The sequence below is a fragment of the Methanohalobium evestigatum Z-7303 genome, assembly GCF_000196655.1.
Classification (GTDB): domain Archaea; phylum Halobacteriota; class Methanosarcinia; order Methanosarcinales; family Methanosarcinaceae; genus Methanohalobium; species Methanohalobium evestigatum.
Map to the genome: position 1 here is coordinate 686,406 of NC_014253.1, position 16,781 is coordinate 703,186.

The 16,781-nt window shown below is 35.8% G+C and carries 23 protein-coding genes; 6 read left to right on the forward strand and 17 right to left on the reverse strand.

Going from position 1 to position 16,781, the window contains the following annotated elements; genetic code table 11:
- Positions 1 to 14: 14 nt before the first annotated feature.
- The 8 genes from METEV_RS03540 to METEV_RS03575 form a co-directional block, all read right to left on the reverse strand.
- On the reverse strand, positions 15 to 968 hold the full coding sequence (locus METEV_RS03540) for a V4R domain-containing protein (protein ID WP_013194187.1): 954 nt from the start codon (positions 966 to 968) through the stop codon (positions 15 to 17).
- 32 nt (positions 969 to 1,000) lie between these two features.
- Positions 1,001 to 1,588 carry a hypothetical protein gene (locus tag METEV_RS03545; RefSeq protein WP_049890931.1) on the reverse strand — a complete coding sequence of 196 codons (588 nt, stop codon included), beginning with the start codon at positions 1,586 to 1,588 and terminating at the stop codon, positions 1,001 to 1,003.
- A 156-nt stretch (positions 1,589 to 1,744) separates the two neighbouring features.
- Positions 1,745 to 2,539: a GNAT family N-acetyltransferase gene (locus tag METEV_RS03550; RefSeq protein ID WP_049890933.1), complete on the reverse strand. Its 795-nt coding sequence runs from the start codon at positions 2,537 to 2,539 to the stop codon at positions 1,745 to 1,747.
- Positions 2,540 to 2,580: 41 nt separating this feature from the next.
- Positions 2,581 to 3,951 (reverse strand): histone deacetylase family protein, encoded by a 1,371-nt coding sequence (locus tag METEV_RS03555; RefSeq protein WP_198008155.1) that lies wholly within the window; start codon positions 3,949 to 3,951, stop codon positions 2,581 to 2,583.
- Positions 3,952 to 3,971: 20 nt separating this feature from the next.
- Positions 3,972 to 4,913 (reverse strand): hypothetical protein, encoded by a 942-nt coding sequence (locus METEV_RS03560; protein ID WP_013194191.1) that lies wholly within the window; start codon positions 4,911 to 4,913, stop codon positions 3,972 to 3,974.
- 27 nt (positions 4,914 to 4,940) lie between these two features.
- Positions 4,941 to 5,621, reverse strand: coding sequence for a hypothetical protein (locus tag METEV_RS03565; RefSeq protein ID WP_049890936.1), 681 nt, complete (start codon positions 5,619 to 5,621; stop codon positions 4,941 to 4,943).
- Between the two features lie 117 nt (positions 5,622 to 5,738).
- Positions 5,739 to 6,446, reverse strand: coding sequence for an archaellin/type IV pilin N-terminal domain-containing protein (locus tag METEV_RS03570; protein WP_013194193.1), 708 nt, complete (start codon positions 6,444 to 6,446; stop codon positions 5,739 to 5,741).
- A gap of 176 nt (positions 6,447 to 6,622) precedes the next feature.
- A complete protein-coding gene (locus METEV_RS03575) occupies positions 6,623 to 7,357 on the reverse strand; it encodes an archaellin/type IV pilin N-terminal domain-containing protein (RefSeq protein WP_013194194.1) in 735 nt (244 codons plus the stop codon).
- A 629-nt stretch (positions 7,358 to 7,986) separates the two neighbouring features.
- Between METEV_RS03575 and METEV_RS12295 the strand changes: the two genes are divergently transcribed.
- The 5 genes from METEV_RS12295 to trpA all read left to right on the forward strand — a co-directional run bounded on the left by METEV_RS12295 (position 7,987) and on the right by trpA (position 11,608).
- Positions 7,987 to 8,271, forward strand: coding sequence for a hypothetical protein (locus tag METEV_RS12295; protein WP_157197278.1), 285 nt, complete (start codon positions 7,987 to 7,989; stop codon positions 8,269 to 8,271).
- Between the two features lie 42 nt (positions 8,272 to 8,313).
- Positions 8,314 to 8,676 (forward strand): hypothetical protein, encoded by a 363-nt coding sequence (locus METEV_RS03585; RefSeq protein ID WP_013194196.1) that lies wholly within the window; start codon positions 8,314 to 8,316, stop codon positions 8,674 to 8,676.
- A gap of 104 nt (positions 8,677 to 8,780) precedes the next feature.
- Entirely contained in the window at positions 8,781 to 9,578 is a 798-nt protein-coding gene (locus METEV_RS03590; protein ID WP_332258441.1) for an indole-3-glycerol-phosphate synthase, read from the forward strand.
- Positions 9,579 to 9,605: 27 nt separating this feature from the next.
- Positions 9,606 to 10,802: a tryptophan synthase subunit beta gene (trpB, locus tag METEV_RS03595; protein ID WP_013194198.1), complete on the forward strand. Its 1,197-nt coding sequence runs from the start codon at positions 9,606 to 9,608 to the stop codon at positions 10,800 to 10,802.
- Complete coding sequence (gene trpA, locus METEV_RS03600; protein ID WP_013194199.1) at positions 10,799 to 11,608, forward strand: tryptophan synthase subunit alpha; 810 nt, start codon at positions 10,799 to 10,801, stop codon at positions 11,606 to 11,608. The genes trpB and trpA overlap by 4 nt, the downstream gene beginning before the upstream one ends.
- Here trpA and ftsY read toward each other — a convergent pair.
- The 9 genes from ftsY to METEV_RS03640 form a co-directional block, all read right to left on the reverse strand.
- Positions 11,578 to 12,651 (reverse strand): signal recognition particle-docking protein FtsY, encoded by a 1,074-nt coding sequence (ftsY, locus tag METEV_RS03605; protein WP_049890938.1) that lies wholly within the window; start codon positions 12,649 to 12,651, stop codon positions 11,578 to 11,580. The two genes, trpA and ftsY, sit on opposite strands and share 31 nt — an antisense overlap.
- A 61-nt stretch (positions 12,652 to 12,712) precedes the next feature.
- Entirely contained in the window at positions 12,713 to 13,183 is a 471-nt protein-coding gene (pfdA, locus tag METEV_RS03610) for a prefoldin subunit alpha (protein ID WP_013194201.1), read from the reverse strand.
- A gap of 3 nt (positions 13,184 to 13,186) precedes the next feature.
- Positions 13,187 to 13,363: a 50S ribosomal protein L18Ae gene (gene rpl18a / locus METEV_RS03615; RefSeq protein WP_013194202.1), complete on the reverse strand. Its 177-nt coding sequence runs from the start codon at positions 13,361 to 13,363 to the stop codon at positions 13,187 to 13,189.
- A gap of 27 nt (positions 13,364 to 13,390) precedes the next feature.
- On the reverse strand, positions 13,391 to 14,044 hold the full coding sequence (locus METEV_RS03620; RefSeq protein WP_013194203.1) for a translation initiation factor IF-6: 654 nt from the start codon (positions 14,042 to 14,044) through the stop codon (positions 13,391 to 13,393).
- 36 nt (positions 14,045 to 14,080) lie between these two features.
- Positions 14,081 to 14,347 (reverse strand): 50S ribosomal protein L31e, encoded by a 267-nt coding sequence (locus METEV_RS03625; RefSeq protein ID WP_013194204.1) that lies wholly within the window; start codon positions 14,345 to 14,347, stop codon positions 14,081 to 14,083.
- A 32-nt stretch (positions 14,348 to 14,379) separates the two neighbouring features.
- Entirely contained in the window at positions 14,380 to 14,535 is a 156-nt protein-coding gene (locus METEV_RS11965) for a 50S ribosomal protein L39e (RefSeq protein WP_013194205.1), read from the reverse strand.
- A 136-nt stretch (positions 14,536 to 14,671) separates the two neighbouring features.
- The gene (locus METEV_RS03630) at positions 14,672 to 15,274 is read right to left on the reverse strand and encodes an alpha hydrolase (protein WP_013194206.1); all 603 of its coding nucleotides are present in this window, start codon (positions 15,272 to 15,274) and stop codon (positions 14,672 to 14,674) included.
- 27 nt (positions 15,275 to 15,301) lie between these two features.
- Positions 15,302 to 15,652 (reverse strand): DNA-binding protein, encoded by a 351-nt coding sequence (locus tag METEV_RS03635; RefSeq protein ID WP_013194207.1) that lies wholly within the window; start codon positions 15,650 to 15,652, stop codon positions 15,302 to 15,304.
- A gap of 104 nt (positions 15,653 to 15,756) precedes the next feature.
- Entirely contained in the window at positions 15,757 to 16,206 is a 450-nt protein-coding gene (locus METEV_RS03640) for a 30S ribosomal protein S19e (RefSeq protein ID WP_013194208.1), read from the reverse strand.
- 276 nt (positions 16,207 to 16,482) lie between these two features.
- Here METEV_RS03640 and METEV_RS03645 point away from each other — a divergent pair, with 276 nt between their 5' ends.
- The gene (locus tag METEV_RS03645) at positions 16,483 to 16,725 is read left to right on the forward strand and encodes a hypothetical protein (protein WP_013194209.1); all 243 of its coding nucleotides are present in this window, start codon (positions 16,483 to 16,485) and stop codon (positions 16,723 to 16,725) included.
- Positions 16,726 to 16,781: the final 56 nt, after the last annotated feature.

Genomic DNA, 16,781 nt, shown 5'->3' on the forward strand with positions numbered 1-16,781 from the left:
AGCCATCTCCGTTTTTACTTTTGTTTTTTCTTCATTTTTTCAAAGAGCTCAGCAAAACTCTGGGTATCCTTGGATTCTTCTTTAGCTTCTTTGGATTTGTCACTTTCATTATCCTGTGTTTGTGTGTCAGATGATTGAGACTGGGACTGAGACTGAGACTGTTGAGTATCACTTTCATTTTGGACTTTTTGTGCCATTTCACCAAATGCAGCCCCAAAGGTCTTTTTCTTTGACGCGATTTCGGCAAGTTCTTCTTCCTTTTTCCAAGGTGGCTCAAACTCTTTTTCTTCTACATCTACATTACCAGCATATTGTAGATAGGCATCACCAATATCTGTGAGATTACCGTTTTCAATTAATTTGTATACAGTAAGTGTATCAATTCTTTGCTGTATATCCGCTTCATCAAGTTCTGATGGACGTTCACCATGTAATATTCTTTTATCATAACTGTCAAGCATTATCTGATATGCTGATATTGGTTGCAGGTCAACCTTGAATTTACAGAGTTTATCCCCATCCTTTACACATTCGATTTCCTCGACAGTGCATTCCAATTCAAGGTCTTCAGTAAAAAACCGGTGCAAAGCATCCGAAGTGGCTACACAGACTTTCTGGTTTTCAAGTGCCGGATACAGACTGCAAACCGGACAATTGGGAACTGCAAATATATAATGCATAGGTGCATAGGATACCAGTTGCATATCACCCAGTCCAATTTTTTTAAACAGGTTCATGTGGAACTTGTACAATGGGGTGGATTTTATTGAATTTATATCATGAGCCTTCAGAAACTTACGCGTTTCACTCCACGGTACTTTAGACTTTGGAAATTGGTCACTAATTTTTTCCTGTATCTTTAACATCTTGCCGAATGCACCCATTGATTCTGCAAAACTGCCCCCACCATCAATTGGTGGCGGACTCTGGGATTCATCATTCATAAATGGTGGTAAATCATCAGACATATACAAATACCCCTTTAAGTTCATAACATTGATTACATGATCTCCTGAAGCTTTTTCAATCCTGTATTGGTAAGTGCTCCGCCATTATCGCATAATTGCTGGTCTTTTAAGTTCTTGAAGCTGTTTGTTAAGGTGTCAGCATCAACTCCAATGAGGAATCCCAATTTCTGGAAATCGGTGACTCCTGTATAGAGGAGATACAGCAATTTTTTATCAATATCAGATAACGACTGAGATTTCTGGGAACTACCACACATCGGCTGCAGGTAATTTTTCAATGTGTTTATGATAGATTCATTACCTGCCAACAGTGCAGTCGAAGAAACATTGGTTCCCTCGACCAGATGCGATTCTTTTACATAATCAATTATTAAAACATCTGAAGCACCTGTCGCTCTCTGTGCTTTTGTTTTGATAGAACTGGTAGGTTCCCTGCCAATCATAGTAATATTTTTTAAAGGTATTGTTTCCCAGCCGTTTCCTACTGAAAACCAGAGATTGATATTGGTTAAATACATCACGCCCTTTTCCCAGTTGTTGGAATACAGGGAATTTCCCATCATCACCGCATTAGTAATATAATGCAAATCTACCTTTGCAATACCCTGTTCTTGAGCCATAATCACACCAGCTGATATAAAACTAAATATATTTTTAATCCTGTATATCTGTTAACACTTAAAAATCTTCTGTTATTTAACTGAATTTCTGGGTATAACCAAACAAATATTTATCACTGAGAATATTGAAAGAATTTGGATTTTCTATCTTGACAATCATAAGTTATCACCCTTGAACTTGGGAAGAAAATATCGTTCCCTACCACAGTTAGAACATATTATAGAAACACCATCTTTGCCATCCGAACTTATACATTCTTTTGCACTGAATTCACCGCATATACATGGAGACATTAATTTACGCGACTCAGAATAATCTTGGTTCTGAGAATACATTGAAAACTCTGATTGGATAAGCTTCTCTGAACAATTTTCTAAATTCCTGGTTAAAATTTTAGAATAAAATTTATCTCTGCATTTTGTTATTGTATCCATCAAAAAATCCACATTTTCATTGTATAAATTGTTTTTATCCTCATGTGGTAATATCAGATATCCTGGATGATTTGCAAGATTAATAGGACTGTTTTCTTCCGGATATTTGAAATTCAAGGATAAAAAGAAGTTTTTAGCACTATTGTTAACAGGTTTTGTTATTATATGACCCGGTAGTACCAGGGACAGTATGTCCAGCAAAATTTTACCATAACCGTTTCCTTTTTTTGATGATGAAATCTCTATGCCTCGCAGTACATAGACAGGTTTACTGTTAGTGGATGTATGGCTCCACTTTTCAGCCATTGTCCAGCCAACTACCGTGTTTTTAAGTAAAGTGGTTATAAATACCACATTTTGGCGATTAATCCAGCTTTTAAAATTTTTAGAATAATCAGACATCCCAAGGTGTTTTTTAAAATAGGTAAAATGTCCAATATTTAGTTTATCAAGTTCTGAAGGATATTCCAGTATACAGTATACCATTCCATTATTGGACTTTGCAAGATCTATCATAGTAGTCATATCTGTTTTTTTATACGGGTAGTTCAAATTAGTTATAAATTATCGGCTTTGCTCTGGTCGTTTATACTGGATAATGAAAACATTTCTTTTATTTTGAATATGTTTTCAAACGCCTTGTTGTAAACTTTCTTGTGAAGTTGACTTTCATATTTTGAATACTTTAAATCATCATGTATAGGATTGGGTCTGTCAAGCAGGGCATTAATGACACTGTGACATAATTTGCCGTTGTGTTTGTGATATCCACCTTCCATAAGAATTACAAAATTTTCCGGAAATACGGATTTGATACTTCTTATCATCTGATAGTAACCCTTTGAAGTCAAATTCATCTGTACAGTTTTTTCCTGATAATAACCATCAAAACCACAACAGCAAATCAAAAAATCCGGAGAATGACGTTTTATCAAAGGGATTATCACTTCATCAAAAGCAAGTTTGTATTCAACATTTTCAGACCCCACCGGCATTTCAATATTGATGTTATACCCTTCTCCTGCACCTTCTCCTATCTGTGACATAAAACCTGTACGGGGATAGAAATCATGAGGAGAGCGATGTATGGATAAGGTTATTACATCAGGGTCATCGTAGAATATATCCATTGTACCGTTACCTGCGTGTGCATCCCAGTCTACAATCATTACTTTCTCTATCCCTTTTTTTTGCTGGAGATATCTTGCAAGTATGGCTGCATTGTTGAAAATACAAAATCCACCATACCTCGATTTACCGGCATGATGTCCTGGTGGACGCAGGAGGGCAAAAGAGTACGAATAATTATTATCAATAACAAGTTCTGCAGAACGGATTGCAGCACCTGCTGACATTTTTGCTACATCATAGGTATCTTTAGTTACATAGGTACTGTCCCCAAGGAAACCTCCTCCTTTTTTAGAATAGTTTTTTATAAAAGATACATAGGATTTAGTGTGTATTTTCAACAGGTCTTTTTCTAAGGCTTTATCAATATCAGTTACCAGATTACACCGGTCATCGTTGAATATCTTGTTGTCTTTAAGATACTGAAAAGCGTCAATTAACCTTTCAGGTTTTTCAAAATCAGGAATTTTCAAATTGCTACATGCATGAGATGAATGATCCTCATAATACAAAACTGCAAGATTGGGATTATTCTGATTTAACTCAGTACTAACATCAGTTGGATTTTTGGTTTCACTGTTTTGATTAATGTTATTTAACTCCGATTTTAAATCGTTGGGTTCTGGAACATTTGTACAGACTGATTTTTCATCATCTATATTAACTGAACAATATCCATAATATCCATAGTCTTTGAAATTATCCATAAGTATCTGGTTCAGTTCTTTTTTATTTTTGGAACCATCGATTATGCTATCTTCCCCATCGAAATTTTTATTTTTATGTGTACACATTGACATGCAACCTAACCAAACTATATTTACTGGACACGTATCCATACAGGTTCAAATCTTCCAGAATATTTCTCACCCATATTTTCAAAAACAACCGTTGGTTTGTTTATAGAAACTATTCCAGAGGCTTCAGGAATAACCTCCCATGTTTGTTTTACGGTTTGACCAGGGGCAATTGTTCCAAAATCTAAGGTTGGGTTTTTAACTTTTAATGTATTACAATATACAGCTACAACTTTAAAATTATTATAAGGTTTTTTGGATGGATTTTTCACCCATACATCAATTTTTGATTTTTTGCCGACTTTATTTTGAGTTGAGGGTACAAATTTCACAAATTTTGCAAGTGTTTCTTTTTGTAATGGATGGGTGTCAGAAAGGTCAACATCATTTACTTCTGAAGAATCCGAACCTTTATTTTTAGTATAAACCAAAACCCCTATAACTGAAAAGATGATTAAGATATACAAAACATAATTTGGCTCTTCATCATCTGTATCTGAAACACTGGCAGCTACGTTTTCTGATTTGTTTTCGGATAGATAATACGGTTTATTAAATGATAAATTGGTTATTATCCATCGATTATTTTTCTTTTCAAGTTTAAAATGAAAATCCTTTTCAGACGGGTTGATCCTATTGCGGTTCAAATTAAATTCTGTTATTCTACAGTGTGCAGTAATTACTGCTTTATCGCTGTTTACAGTCTGGTCTTTTAGATTTATATTAGCTATCCCGTCTTTTACAAAACCTTCATCACGAAATATTTGTTTCATAACTTCTGGATAGGGATATTTACCCCCCTCATAAAAAGAATGAGCGTTTTTAAAATCGGTTTTGTTCACTTTATCCAGAAAACTTAGAATCGTCTCATTTACTGGTTTTACCTGTTTATTTTCAGAACAGCCAGATAAACAGATAGAGGCCAATATGAAAAAAATTGTTAGTATGAAAACCCATTTTTTCATATAAAGCCTCCTGATGATGTCAACGGTTTATTCTCTGTTTCTTTGAATCATATAGGATGCAGAAGCAATCAACACCAATAATAAAACAAATAAAGAGATTATAAAGGACATTTTTTCATAGAAAGGTTTCTTGTAAATATTTAAACTTGTAGCATAACCAAATTGTGTGGTGTTGCCAACGTTTGACCTCTGTGTAATACTTTTACCTTCAACAACTGTTCTCCCGTTTTCAGTTGAATTTTTAATATTGTCAAGACCATCAATAGTATTAAGATTTACATCTTCAGGAAGTGTTATTTCCATATTTTTTATTGAAGGATGACCCTGTATCCAGATTTTGTGATAACCTTCAGAAATTTCAGAAGGAATTGTGAATTTGATTTCAGTCATAACCCGTAATTCTTCTTTATTTATAGTCCCCACTGCATTTTCAAATTCCATGTCCAAGGATTCCATTTCAATGGAAACGTTGCCATCATCGATGGATATGTATTCTGGATATTCTGTTTTTCTGGATTCGGTATAGTTTTCTTTGAATTTGTCAACTTCAGAACTATTTATACTGCTGTCGTTGTTAATATCCAGACCTTTCCGGATGTTTAATGCATTGTCACCGGTATATGATTCGTTGATTATGAAATTGATGTTATCCGCTTTGATATCAATATCGTTTGTATATACTGCATCTGCTGATGAATTAAACATCATGCAAGTGAATAAGAGAATAATAAATACTGTAAAGATTCGTTTTTTCATGGTATCACTGGAAAAAAATGTGAAATGTGGATTGGACAATCCACATTCTTTTTAAATCTTTATTTCATTTCAGGGGTACAGAGAGATTCTCTTGTCAACACCATAGGATGGTGGTGTCATGAAATCGATCTGTTTGGATGTTCCAGACTCTGGTGTCAGTGTAATGGATACTGAAGTCCTTGTATCAAGTTTCAATTCAGAATCTACTGGATTATTGGGCACGGACATACCATTAACCATATAAGAGGCTTTTGCTGTTGTTTCTGTAAGTGTTGAAACGTTTAATGTTACAAGGTCTCCCCTGTTCATAACAGGATTGGTTTTTGAGAAACTATTATCTTCATCTCTTATAGAATTGAGCGAAAAGTGTTCCTTTGAGTAATTCATAGTATTGGAACCATTTAATCCTGATTCATTATGCTCCAAAACATTCCTTTCATCTGAATCACTAATTGTTATTATGAGCTGACTCAAATCCATGGCAGTTGCACCAGCACTTACTCCTGTACGAATCTTGAGATAATCTATTGTGTTTGATAAACCACTTGTGTTATTAGCTCTTATACCTTCAATCGCCTTGATATCCATATTTGAAGATACTTCGGCAGTTGCTTCCTGACCTGTGGACTGTGCTCTCTGCTGCAGGTTGCCTGATGTCTGAATCAGTACTGCGGCTGCAACGGCTGCTACAAGTACCATTGCAATAAAGATAATCAGGGTGCCTATTCCAACCTGACCCTGTTCATCTTTCATGAATAGATTTTTCAGTTTTTCCATTTTTATACATTCCTCCGTAGATTATTCCTTATGTTAGATAAAATCCAATATTTTATTTGGATCTACAAATTTTATTTAATGTTTTTTTAATATAAAAATAATGTGGTTTGAAATGTCAAACGTTAAACAAATAATTAAAAAAATAAATTAAAAAGGCTATTAACCTTTTTTAAATCTCAGGGATATAGTTGAATCCTTTTATCAACACCATAGGAAGGAGGTGTCATGAAATCCAACTGTTTAGTTGTACCTGCTTCTGGTGTCATGGATATAGATACAGTAGTCCTTGTATCAAGTTCCAACCCAGACTCAGTTGTATTAGAGCTGTTTACAGTGGAAATATCAATATCATCGATATTATTATAATCGAGAGAATCACTTGTTATCGTTGATACATTTATTTCTACTAAATCCCCGCGATTCATAACAGGATTAGATTTTGAAAAACTACCATCTTCGTCCCTTGTAGCAGACATTGAATATTGTTCTGTTGAATTATTGTTGTTTATTATATCATAACCATCTGGTTCATATGTATCATTACCGTAATATTTCAGAACATTTCTTTCATTCGAATCGCTGATGGTTATAACAAGTTGACTCAAGTCCATGGCTTGTGCACCAGCACTTATACCTGTGCGGATTTTTAGGTAGTCGATGTATGGTGTTAGGTTGTTATCCCCCGAATCAGCTCTTATACCTTCAATTGTCTTGATATCAAGGTTTGAAGAGACTTCAGCGGTTGCTTCCTGACCTGTGGACTGGGCTCTCTGCTGCAGGTTGCCTGATGTCTGAATCAGTACTGCGGCTGCGACAGCTGCTACAAGAACCATTGCGATGAAAATAATCAGGGTCCCGATTCCTACCTGACCCTGATCATCTTTCATGAATAGGTCTTTCAGTTTTTCCATTTTTATACATTCCTCCGTAGTTTATTTGGATTTATATGTCTAAATATATTTAGACTTATAATAAAGTCTAAAGTTTTTCTGATATAAAAATTAATTGGTTTGAAATGTCAAACATCTAACCGCAATTTTTTATTCAAATTAAAAAAATATAAATTACATAAATTAATTAGAAAGAATTGATTAAAATGAATTCAGAAATCATTTTAAATATACTCATATGTTTAGCAATAACGGTATCATCATTTACTCTGGCATGGGTCCTGGGTAAAAATAAACTAAAGCAAAACAACAAACCATCTTTATGGTCTCTTATATCCCTTTGGTTTCTCATTGGAGTAACCTATCTGACTATATCAATAGGTATATTTGCAGAATATTTGCAACATCAATATTTAAACACTGCGATGTTAAACCTTGGTTCAGTTTCATTTGCATTCGTTTCTGTCCCATTAGTATTTTTTATAACCTATGTAATAATCGGTGATAAAAATATTAGTTCCATTATATCATCTGTTTTTGCAATATTTAGTATACTGTATTTGAACTATTTCCACTCAATAAATGCAGGGAATCTAGGTGCAACAGACCATAGCTCAATCATTAGCGTAAGTGGTGACCTAACCATTTATATGTATATCATAGCCCTTTTTATAATCCCCACTTCAATGATATTGGGTTTATTGCTACTGCTATTACTGCAAAAGTTACCAAGAAGTACACATTACAAAAAAACACTTCCACTAGTCGGAATGTCATTAGTGTTTGATTTTATGATGCTGGATGTATTGACCCTTACAGAAACCATGCAATTATCAGCCAGAATATTTATAGTAGTTGGTATTGTACTGACATTCCTTGCTTACTTCCCCCCTGATTCATATCAGAAAAAAATCAGAGTAAACGATTATTCTTAAATATTGAAGGAAAGATTTTATTTATAGACTATGGGGGCTACAATGTCAGAAGAAATTGATGTTGAATTTGAAAAAGAGGTTGCCAGTTTTTATCAGTCCCTTGGAATCAATCAGGGACCCGGCGACCTTCAATATCGTGTTATTCTAAAAGTGTTAAAAAAAAATGATGGTAACGTTACAAGTTTTTCAGAGATAAGAAGTTACACTGACCTTTTTGCTGATAGAGGTAGTATCGGCAGTAAAATGAAAACAGTTTTCCAGCTTGAAGGGCTTGTTAACAAGGTCAAATGGGGCGGTTATACAATCACAGATAAAGGTAGAATCGCTTCAAAATTTCTGGATGAAACAACTGAATTCTATAAAGACACCAGACAATACAAAGATATCCTTGACAGGATGCCTTAACTTTTTTATCCAAAAATCTAACTTTTTGTGCAAAGATGTTATCCCGATAAATTTATCATTATGTACATTTATATACATAAAAGAACTAAAATGTACAGAGGGTTATGGTGCATCATATAATTGGAAATATCATAGATTCTACTAAAAAACGGGTTGATGATTTGAAAAAAAATAACTCGTATTCTGGAATAGACAAAACCGATATTCGAAACATAGAAACAATCATCAATGAAACGAAAAAATATTACAAAGTTCCGGTTATCGCCGAAATTAAACCTGCATCACCAAGCACATTTTATCGGGAGATATCACCGCCAGACGCGGCATCAATTGCAAAGGAAATGGAAAAAGCCGGTGCTGCTGCAATTTCTGTATTGACAGAACCGGACTACTTTCACGGCTCAATTGACAATCTGGACTATGTAAGAAATGAATCAACACTTCCAGTACTCCGCAAGGATTTCATAATCGATGAAACTCAGATGGATGAACAACAAACCGATCTTATACTTTTAATTGCTTCAGTTCTTGGAAACCAGCTGGAAAATTTTGTATCCACAGCGCAATCAAAAGGGATACAACCTCTTGTGGAAGTACATGACAGAAACGAACTTGAAAAAGCCCTCCAGACCTCTGCAAAAATAATCGGAATCAACAACCGCAATCTCAACACATTTGAAATTGACCTGCAAACAACATACGACCTTGCTCCAATTATAAAACAATATGACATAGAAAACAACACCAATCATATCGTAATAAGTGAGAGCGGGATAGATTCTCAAGAGGATGTTAAACAATTAATTAACTCTGGAGCGGATGCATTGCTAATTGGCTCTTCCATCATCAAAAGTGATGATATATACAGCAAAACAAAAGAACTGGTGGAATCACTAAAATAAAAATTCAGACATAAATAAGGAATAAATATGACCAGTAAAGCTACATATGGAAAATACGGCGGGCAGTACGTTTCCGAAATGCTGTTACCCGCTATATCAGAACTTGAAAGAAAATATGAGTATTATAAAAACAACCCTGATTTTTTGAAGGACTTGCATTACTACCTTAATGATTTTGCAGGTCGTGAGACCCCGCTTTATTTTGCCAGAAACTTAAGCGAAAAATACGGAATAAAAATCTATCTCAAACGTGAAGATCTGCTACATGGTGGCGCTCATAAAATAAACAATACACTTGGACAGGCACTGCTTGCAAGATACATGGGAAAACACCGCATAGTAGCTGAAACCGGTGCAGGCCAACACGGCACAGCAACTGCCATGGCGGGAGCTGCATTAGGGCTTGACACAGTAGTATATATGGGAGAAAAGGATGTGGAAAGGCAAAAAACGAATGTCTACAGGATGGAAATGCTGGGTGCAAAAGTACATCCTGTTAGTGCCGGGTCTAAAACCCTGAAAGATGCTATTAATGAGGCTCTCAGGGATTGGGTGAGTAATGTCGATAGCACTCACTACCTTATCGGGTCGGTAGTTGGTCCCCATCCGTACCCCATGATTGTCAGGGATTTCCAGTGTGTAATCGGTAATGAAGTAAAAAAACAAATAATAGAAAAAGAAGGAAAATATCCCGATTCAATTGTCGCCTGTACCGGAGGCGGAAGCAACGCAATGGGTACATTCCACCCATTTGTCGATGATACAGGTGTAAAACTCATATCTGTTGAAGCCGGTGGAGAAAGTATGAAATCCACAAGTAAAGCGGCTCTTCATTCCGCATCACTATGTGTTGGTGAAGAAGGAATTTTACACGGTGCTAAAACCCGGATATTACAGGACAAATACGGACAGATACTGGAATCTCATTCTATTTCTGCAGGTCTGGATTATTCAGGAGTGGGTCCTGAACTTTCTTACTTGAAAGATTCAGAAAGGCTTAACACTGCTGTTGCCAGTGATAAAGAAGCAATCGATGCTTTCCACGAATTGTGTCATCTGGAAGGAATTATTCCTGCCCTTGAATCATCCCATGCCATTGCTCATGTACTGAAAAAAGCAAAAACAGGTGAACTGGGAAACATAGTGGTAATCAATCTGTCAGGCAGAGGAGATAAAGACCTTGACACTGTAATCAAAAGCAGTAAAGGAGAAGGAAATATATGAAAATATCAGAAAAATTTGATAATTTGGATGAAAATGAAGCAGCTCTTATTTCTTATGTTTGTGCAGGAGATCCGTCACCTGATGCTACAAAAAATATTGTCAGCTCACTTGTTAGAGGCGGAGCAGATATCATTGAGCTGGGTTTACCATTTTCAGACCCTATGGCCGATGGACCCTCTATACAGGCTGCTTCAAAAAGATCCATTGAAGCTGGAATGAACCCTGATTTGTATTTTGAGCTGGTTTCATCCATTTCTGACAAGTTCAATATACCATTTGTTTGTATGACCTATTACAACCTTATATACAAAAGGGGTACAGAAAAATTTGTGCAGGACTGCGCACAATCAGGTATAAGTGGTGTCATAGTACCCGACCTTCCAGTTGAAGAGTCAGATGAACTTGCAAATGCCTGTCAAAAAAATGACGTGGATTTAATCCTTATAATTACACCTGTCACAGGCAAGGAAAGGACAAAAAAGATTACTGAAAAATCTTCAGGTTTTCTTTATATTGTATCCAGACTGGGAGTTACCGGTGCACGCAGTGATATAGCCGAAAATACTGGACAACTTTTAAAAATGGTTAATTCATCCATCCCGAAAGCAGTTGGATTTGGTATATCTACACCCGAACAGGTCAAAAATGTTGTTTTATCAGGTGCAAACGGTGTAATTGTGGGATCGGCATTTGTAAATATAATTGCATCAAATGATGACATATACAACAGGACAGAAAAATTTACAGCAGAATTGAAAAATAACTGCTACATAAATTATTCAAAAAGCTGGTCTACAAACCATTGAGGGTCAAACTTTTTCAGGTCTTCATAACCCTGACCTATACCAAGATAAAGTATGGGTTTCCCTGTTATATAAGCTATCGATATTGCTGCTCCGCCTTTAGAATCAGCATCAGCCTTTGTCAGTATTGAACCATCGATAGGAATATTATCATTAAACTGTTGTGCACGTTCAACCGCATCATTTCCTGCTACTGCTTCATCAACAAAAATTATAAGGTCGGGTGAACTTACCCTGCATACCTTTTCAAGCTGTGACATCAGATTTACATTGGTATGCATCCTTCCGGCTGTATCTGAAAGAACTACATCAATACTACGTGATTTTGCATACTGTACTGCATCATATACTACTGCTGCAGGGTCTCCCATTTCCTGGTGCTTTATCAATTTGGTATTAATTTTATTTGCATGTGATTCTATCTGGTCAATTGCACCTGCCCTGAAAGTATCCCCTGCTGCAATCACTGTAGAATAGTTATCATTCTGGAGGAGGTTTGCCATTTTTGCTATGGTTGTGGTTTTACCAGTCCCGTTTACACCCACAAATACAATATGCACAGGTTTTTCCGCATTTTTAAGATATTCATCAAAATCAAATGTGTTTGCAGACATTATATTGTAGAGGGATTTTTTTAGGGCATCCTCAACAATTTTACCGGTATCACTTCCAATCCTCCTGCGGGTCCCCACCAGTTCATTTTTTACAGATTCAACGATTGCTTCAGAAACCGATAGTGCAATATCATTTTCAAGTAAACCCATTTCAAGGTCCCAGAGTGTATCCTGGATATCATCTTCATCAAGGACAAATTCCCTTTTAAAAACAAATGCTTTGGCTTTTTGACCGAAACCTGTTCCGGATTTGGAACCAGTCTCTTGTTCCAAATTGTTAGATGTTTTGCTGGGTTCTGTTTTGACAGGTTCAGGTTCACTGGTTTCTGCTGGCTGGGTATTTTGCTCTTCAACCTCAACCGCTTTTTCATCTATGGTATCTTCGGCTGATTTTTTAAAGCTGCTGAGTTTTTCTTTGAGTTTGTTGAACAATGGCATCCCCGCATGTTGATATAAAAAATTTGCAAATCCAGAAAGAAATTAAAACATTAATTTATTGGGCTCTATAAGCCCCATCTTGCTGAGATTGCATTTTGGATTGATATTCATTGAACTGGCGTTCAATTTCCTGCATATTTTGTACTACCTGTGAATATGATTCATTTAGTCTTTCATATGCATTGTCCATTTCTTCTTTACGTTTGTTAAGAGTTTCCTTCGCATCTTCCCTATTCTTTTCTACACTTATACCAGCACCGATATCAATTACAAACCTATTAAGGTCGTTGAACTGTGCATGCATATATGTACCTGAACCTATTGGTACCATTGATTCGGTTCCTTCTTCAAGGGATTCAAGGCTTTCTATCGTGTTTAATGCCTTTACACATTCCTCTGATGAGGTATAAACCATATCAATATGCTGTTTTATTGATTCGAGTTGGTTTTTATACTGCTGGTACTGTGTTGATAATTGTCTGAAATACTGCTCAGTATCGCCCTTACCTGAAGCGCCATCAGACATACATTATACCTCTGTAATACTGTCGATTTTAATGTCAAATCGTTTTACTCCATGTTTACTGCCAAATAAAGAATATGTTTTTTCAGTTGCATTCTTTTCATTCTGGCTTTCAACATATTTACTGAATTTTTCCCAGTAATGTCCTGCTTTAAATTTACCCTTTACAAGATAATTTTTCATTTAAACCACCTTTAATATTTGATTAGATTAAATAAATCCAAGTACATCTTCTATTCGTCCAAGCTCATATCCTGTGGTTTCATAGCCTGCTAAATAACCACTGGTATTTGCAATAACCCCTGAACCTACCATTTGTGATCCATAGTTAACTGTACCAACATCTATCGGTAAATCAAATAACTTTTCAAGTTGACTCATTTCAGAAGGAGTTGTATTAGGGTGGACCAGTATTCCATTATTATTAGCAACACCTGCCATTCCAACTGCCTTGATTCCGGCAATTGTACCCCTTTCAGCATTTACACCGAGTGTTTCTGATATGACTTCTATTGACTTATCTGAAAAATTGGGATGCACCAGTGCAGCTGAATCATTAGCAAGAACTGTATTACCGATTGCTGTAAGGTTACTGGGCACTGTACTGACAGTAACGTCCGTATCCTTTAGGTCGTCCTCGTTCCCATATCTTGGTATCAATAATCCGTGGGAATTTCCAGATACAAGAGATCCCACAACAGTACTTCCACTTATTAACGTTGAAATTACCTGTACCTGCAAAGAATCCTCAATGGATTTTATCGTTTTTTCTTTTGTTCCAGTAGGAACTATTGCCAGTTCTTCAGTACAGGTGGCAAATACTCCTATTACAGGGTTGTCCAGTATATTCAGGGTTCGGGTCATTTTTGCAAATTAATTTTTAATGATATTATAGTGAATTTATGCAAGCTCAACCTGTACCTCACCATCTTCGAATTTGGCAGCACGTACTCTTATCGAAGATGGCGGCTTTTCAGAACCTCTTTCCCAAACCTTTTCATTAACAGTTCGGTCAATCTTTATCTGTGACGGAAGAGATTTTGTGTGCCTTATAAGAAATTGTCTTATAAGTGCCATTGCCTTATGAGAACGTTTCCATCTTGGTGCGCTCTTTACTTTCCGGAGAGGAATTGTATAAATTTGTTCAGAAACCGCGTCATCTGCCATTGATATCACCTTTCATTAATTCAGGTATAGAATTATTTTACCTTCAAATCGTTCCTTCTCCAGTTTCTTCTCTTTGGATGGGTTACTACTTCTCTGTTGGATTTCATAATAACCCATGTCGGAACACGATGATTCTGTTTATGTGCCTTTGCTAACCTCTTTTTTTGTCCCTTTGAATTATGACTCAATTGTCTCACCTTCTTAAACTGTAAATCCTATAAGCATTATATAAAGTTTTTAATTAGTTGTCCAGTCAACAGCCGGATTTAAAAGATAAGCCATCGTATATATCTTTTTATAAACATAGCCGGTTCAAACTGTACTTCATTTTATACGTTTTATTATACGCGACTGGACATGAGACGGGAATATTTGTGATACTTTATCATCACCATATGTCTGACGTATGATTTCTCTGAGCTCTGTCTCGTAATCAGCCTTGATTATATTTTCGCTTTGGTTCTGCTCAATTTCCAGATACTTTTGAACAAGTACATCTACTGCACTTCTGCCATACCCCTTAAGAGGGGTAATGTAATATATATTGTATTTGTCTTCAAGACTTTGTATTTGAGATTCACCAAGCATCGGAACCCGGTCATTACGGCGTGTACCGTCTGCTATAGCCTCTTTTGAATTCGATTTTATAGATGCAAGCTTTTTAATGGCGTTATAATGAATATAATTTATGGCATTTTTGGGATAACCATCCTCTATTGCCATTTTCAAAGCTTTGTCCAGTATCTCTGTATCAAGATTTAGTATTTTATAAGGATAGCCCAGTTCATATGCAGATTCACTAACAAACTCTCCAACTGGAAGTAATGAAAAACTGAATGTTATCAATTCTATTTCAAAAAATGGCTCCAGCAAGATAGCTGATAATGAACTGTCTTTTCCTCCACTAAAAAGCACAGAAGCTTTCATAAGCGTATATATCGTCTTTTATCTTTATTATACCCGCCTTATGTTAGTATCGTGTTTTTTGGGTTGTATCTGAGAAAGAAGCTGTTTCAACTTTTCATCATCAATTACAGACTGGATGCGTCCGCTTTGTGCAAGTGATATCAATTGAGATTCCAGCTGTTCACCCAACTCGTTTCTGGACATTTTAAGCCTTGTTAAACGCTCCCGTGCATCAGGTGTTAAAATCTGTCGAAGAATCTTCTTTTTTTCTTCTTCCATCCTTTCAGCTTGTTCTTGCTGGTTGGCATACTGGTCGATGCCAGGTTGTTGAGCAGCCTGCTGTTGTTGCTGGATTTGTTCTCGCTTTTTTCTACGTATTTCTTCAAGCTCGTCAGACATCTATCATCACATCCCTATTTTTAAAATGGTAGATAAAGCTCAACCATTCCTGAAATATGTACATTAAACTATATGTTTAGAATATTTATTTCTACCGGGAAGGTTTAATATTGAGCTATTTCGGGCCGGGATTCAAGAAGCTCGTTTTTAACTTCATATGCAACATTGTCCAGAAATGCCTGACCCTGTGATGAAACCACTCTACCGGTCTTTAATGTACGTACATATCCTGCATTCTCAAGCTGTTGAAGTGCCTTCCTTAAGATTGATCCGCTGCCTTTCAGTTTATGTGCAGGTACCACGCCTCTGGTTAATTTGCCCCCGTACATTGAGCGTAGCCTTTCAACTCCTACAGGACCATCCATATAAATACTCCTTAATACTGCTGCACAACGAGTATACCACCAGTCATCTTCTGCTGGCGGGAGGTCATTAAAAACACCGGTTTTAACGTAACTTGCCCACTCAGGTGGGTTTACATGTTCGTTTTCTTTCAACTTCTCTGCTACTTTATTTATTAAATCATTTGCAGGGACATCATATGCTGTTGTCATGTTATCCTCCTTGTTGTTCCTGAAATAAAAGGTATGATTACTTATATAAATTTTGTCAGGGATACTTTTGGATTATTATGCATGGATATAAGGTTGATTAATTTATCGGTCAACAAAAACATACGTTCAAAAAGAAAAATAATTTACAAATCATGACAAAATTTATATTACTACATTTTAACTATTCATTAATATCATCTCAAGATTTATATAAAAGTTAAAATACAACATAATTGATAAATTATTAAAGGCTTACAAACTGAAGGACTGGTTTGCTTGGACACAGCAAAAACATCGGAAATGAATGTATTCATCAAAATAACAGCAAAAAAATTGTCTGCACAGAAACTATATTTTTTCAAAATACCGAAATGGTATCTGGATAAGAGAAATATAGTTTTTAGACCAATCTCTCTGATTCTTGATGAAATAAATGATAGTTACCTTATGAAAGATGCCTTTGATAATAAAGTCTGGATTCCAAAAAAAATGATCCAATCTGAATTGATAGAAAATTAACAGGAGTTAATTATATAATATCTAATAGTTGCTTATCTTGAGATTTTCATTTATAC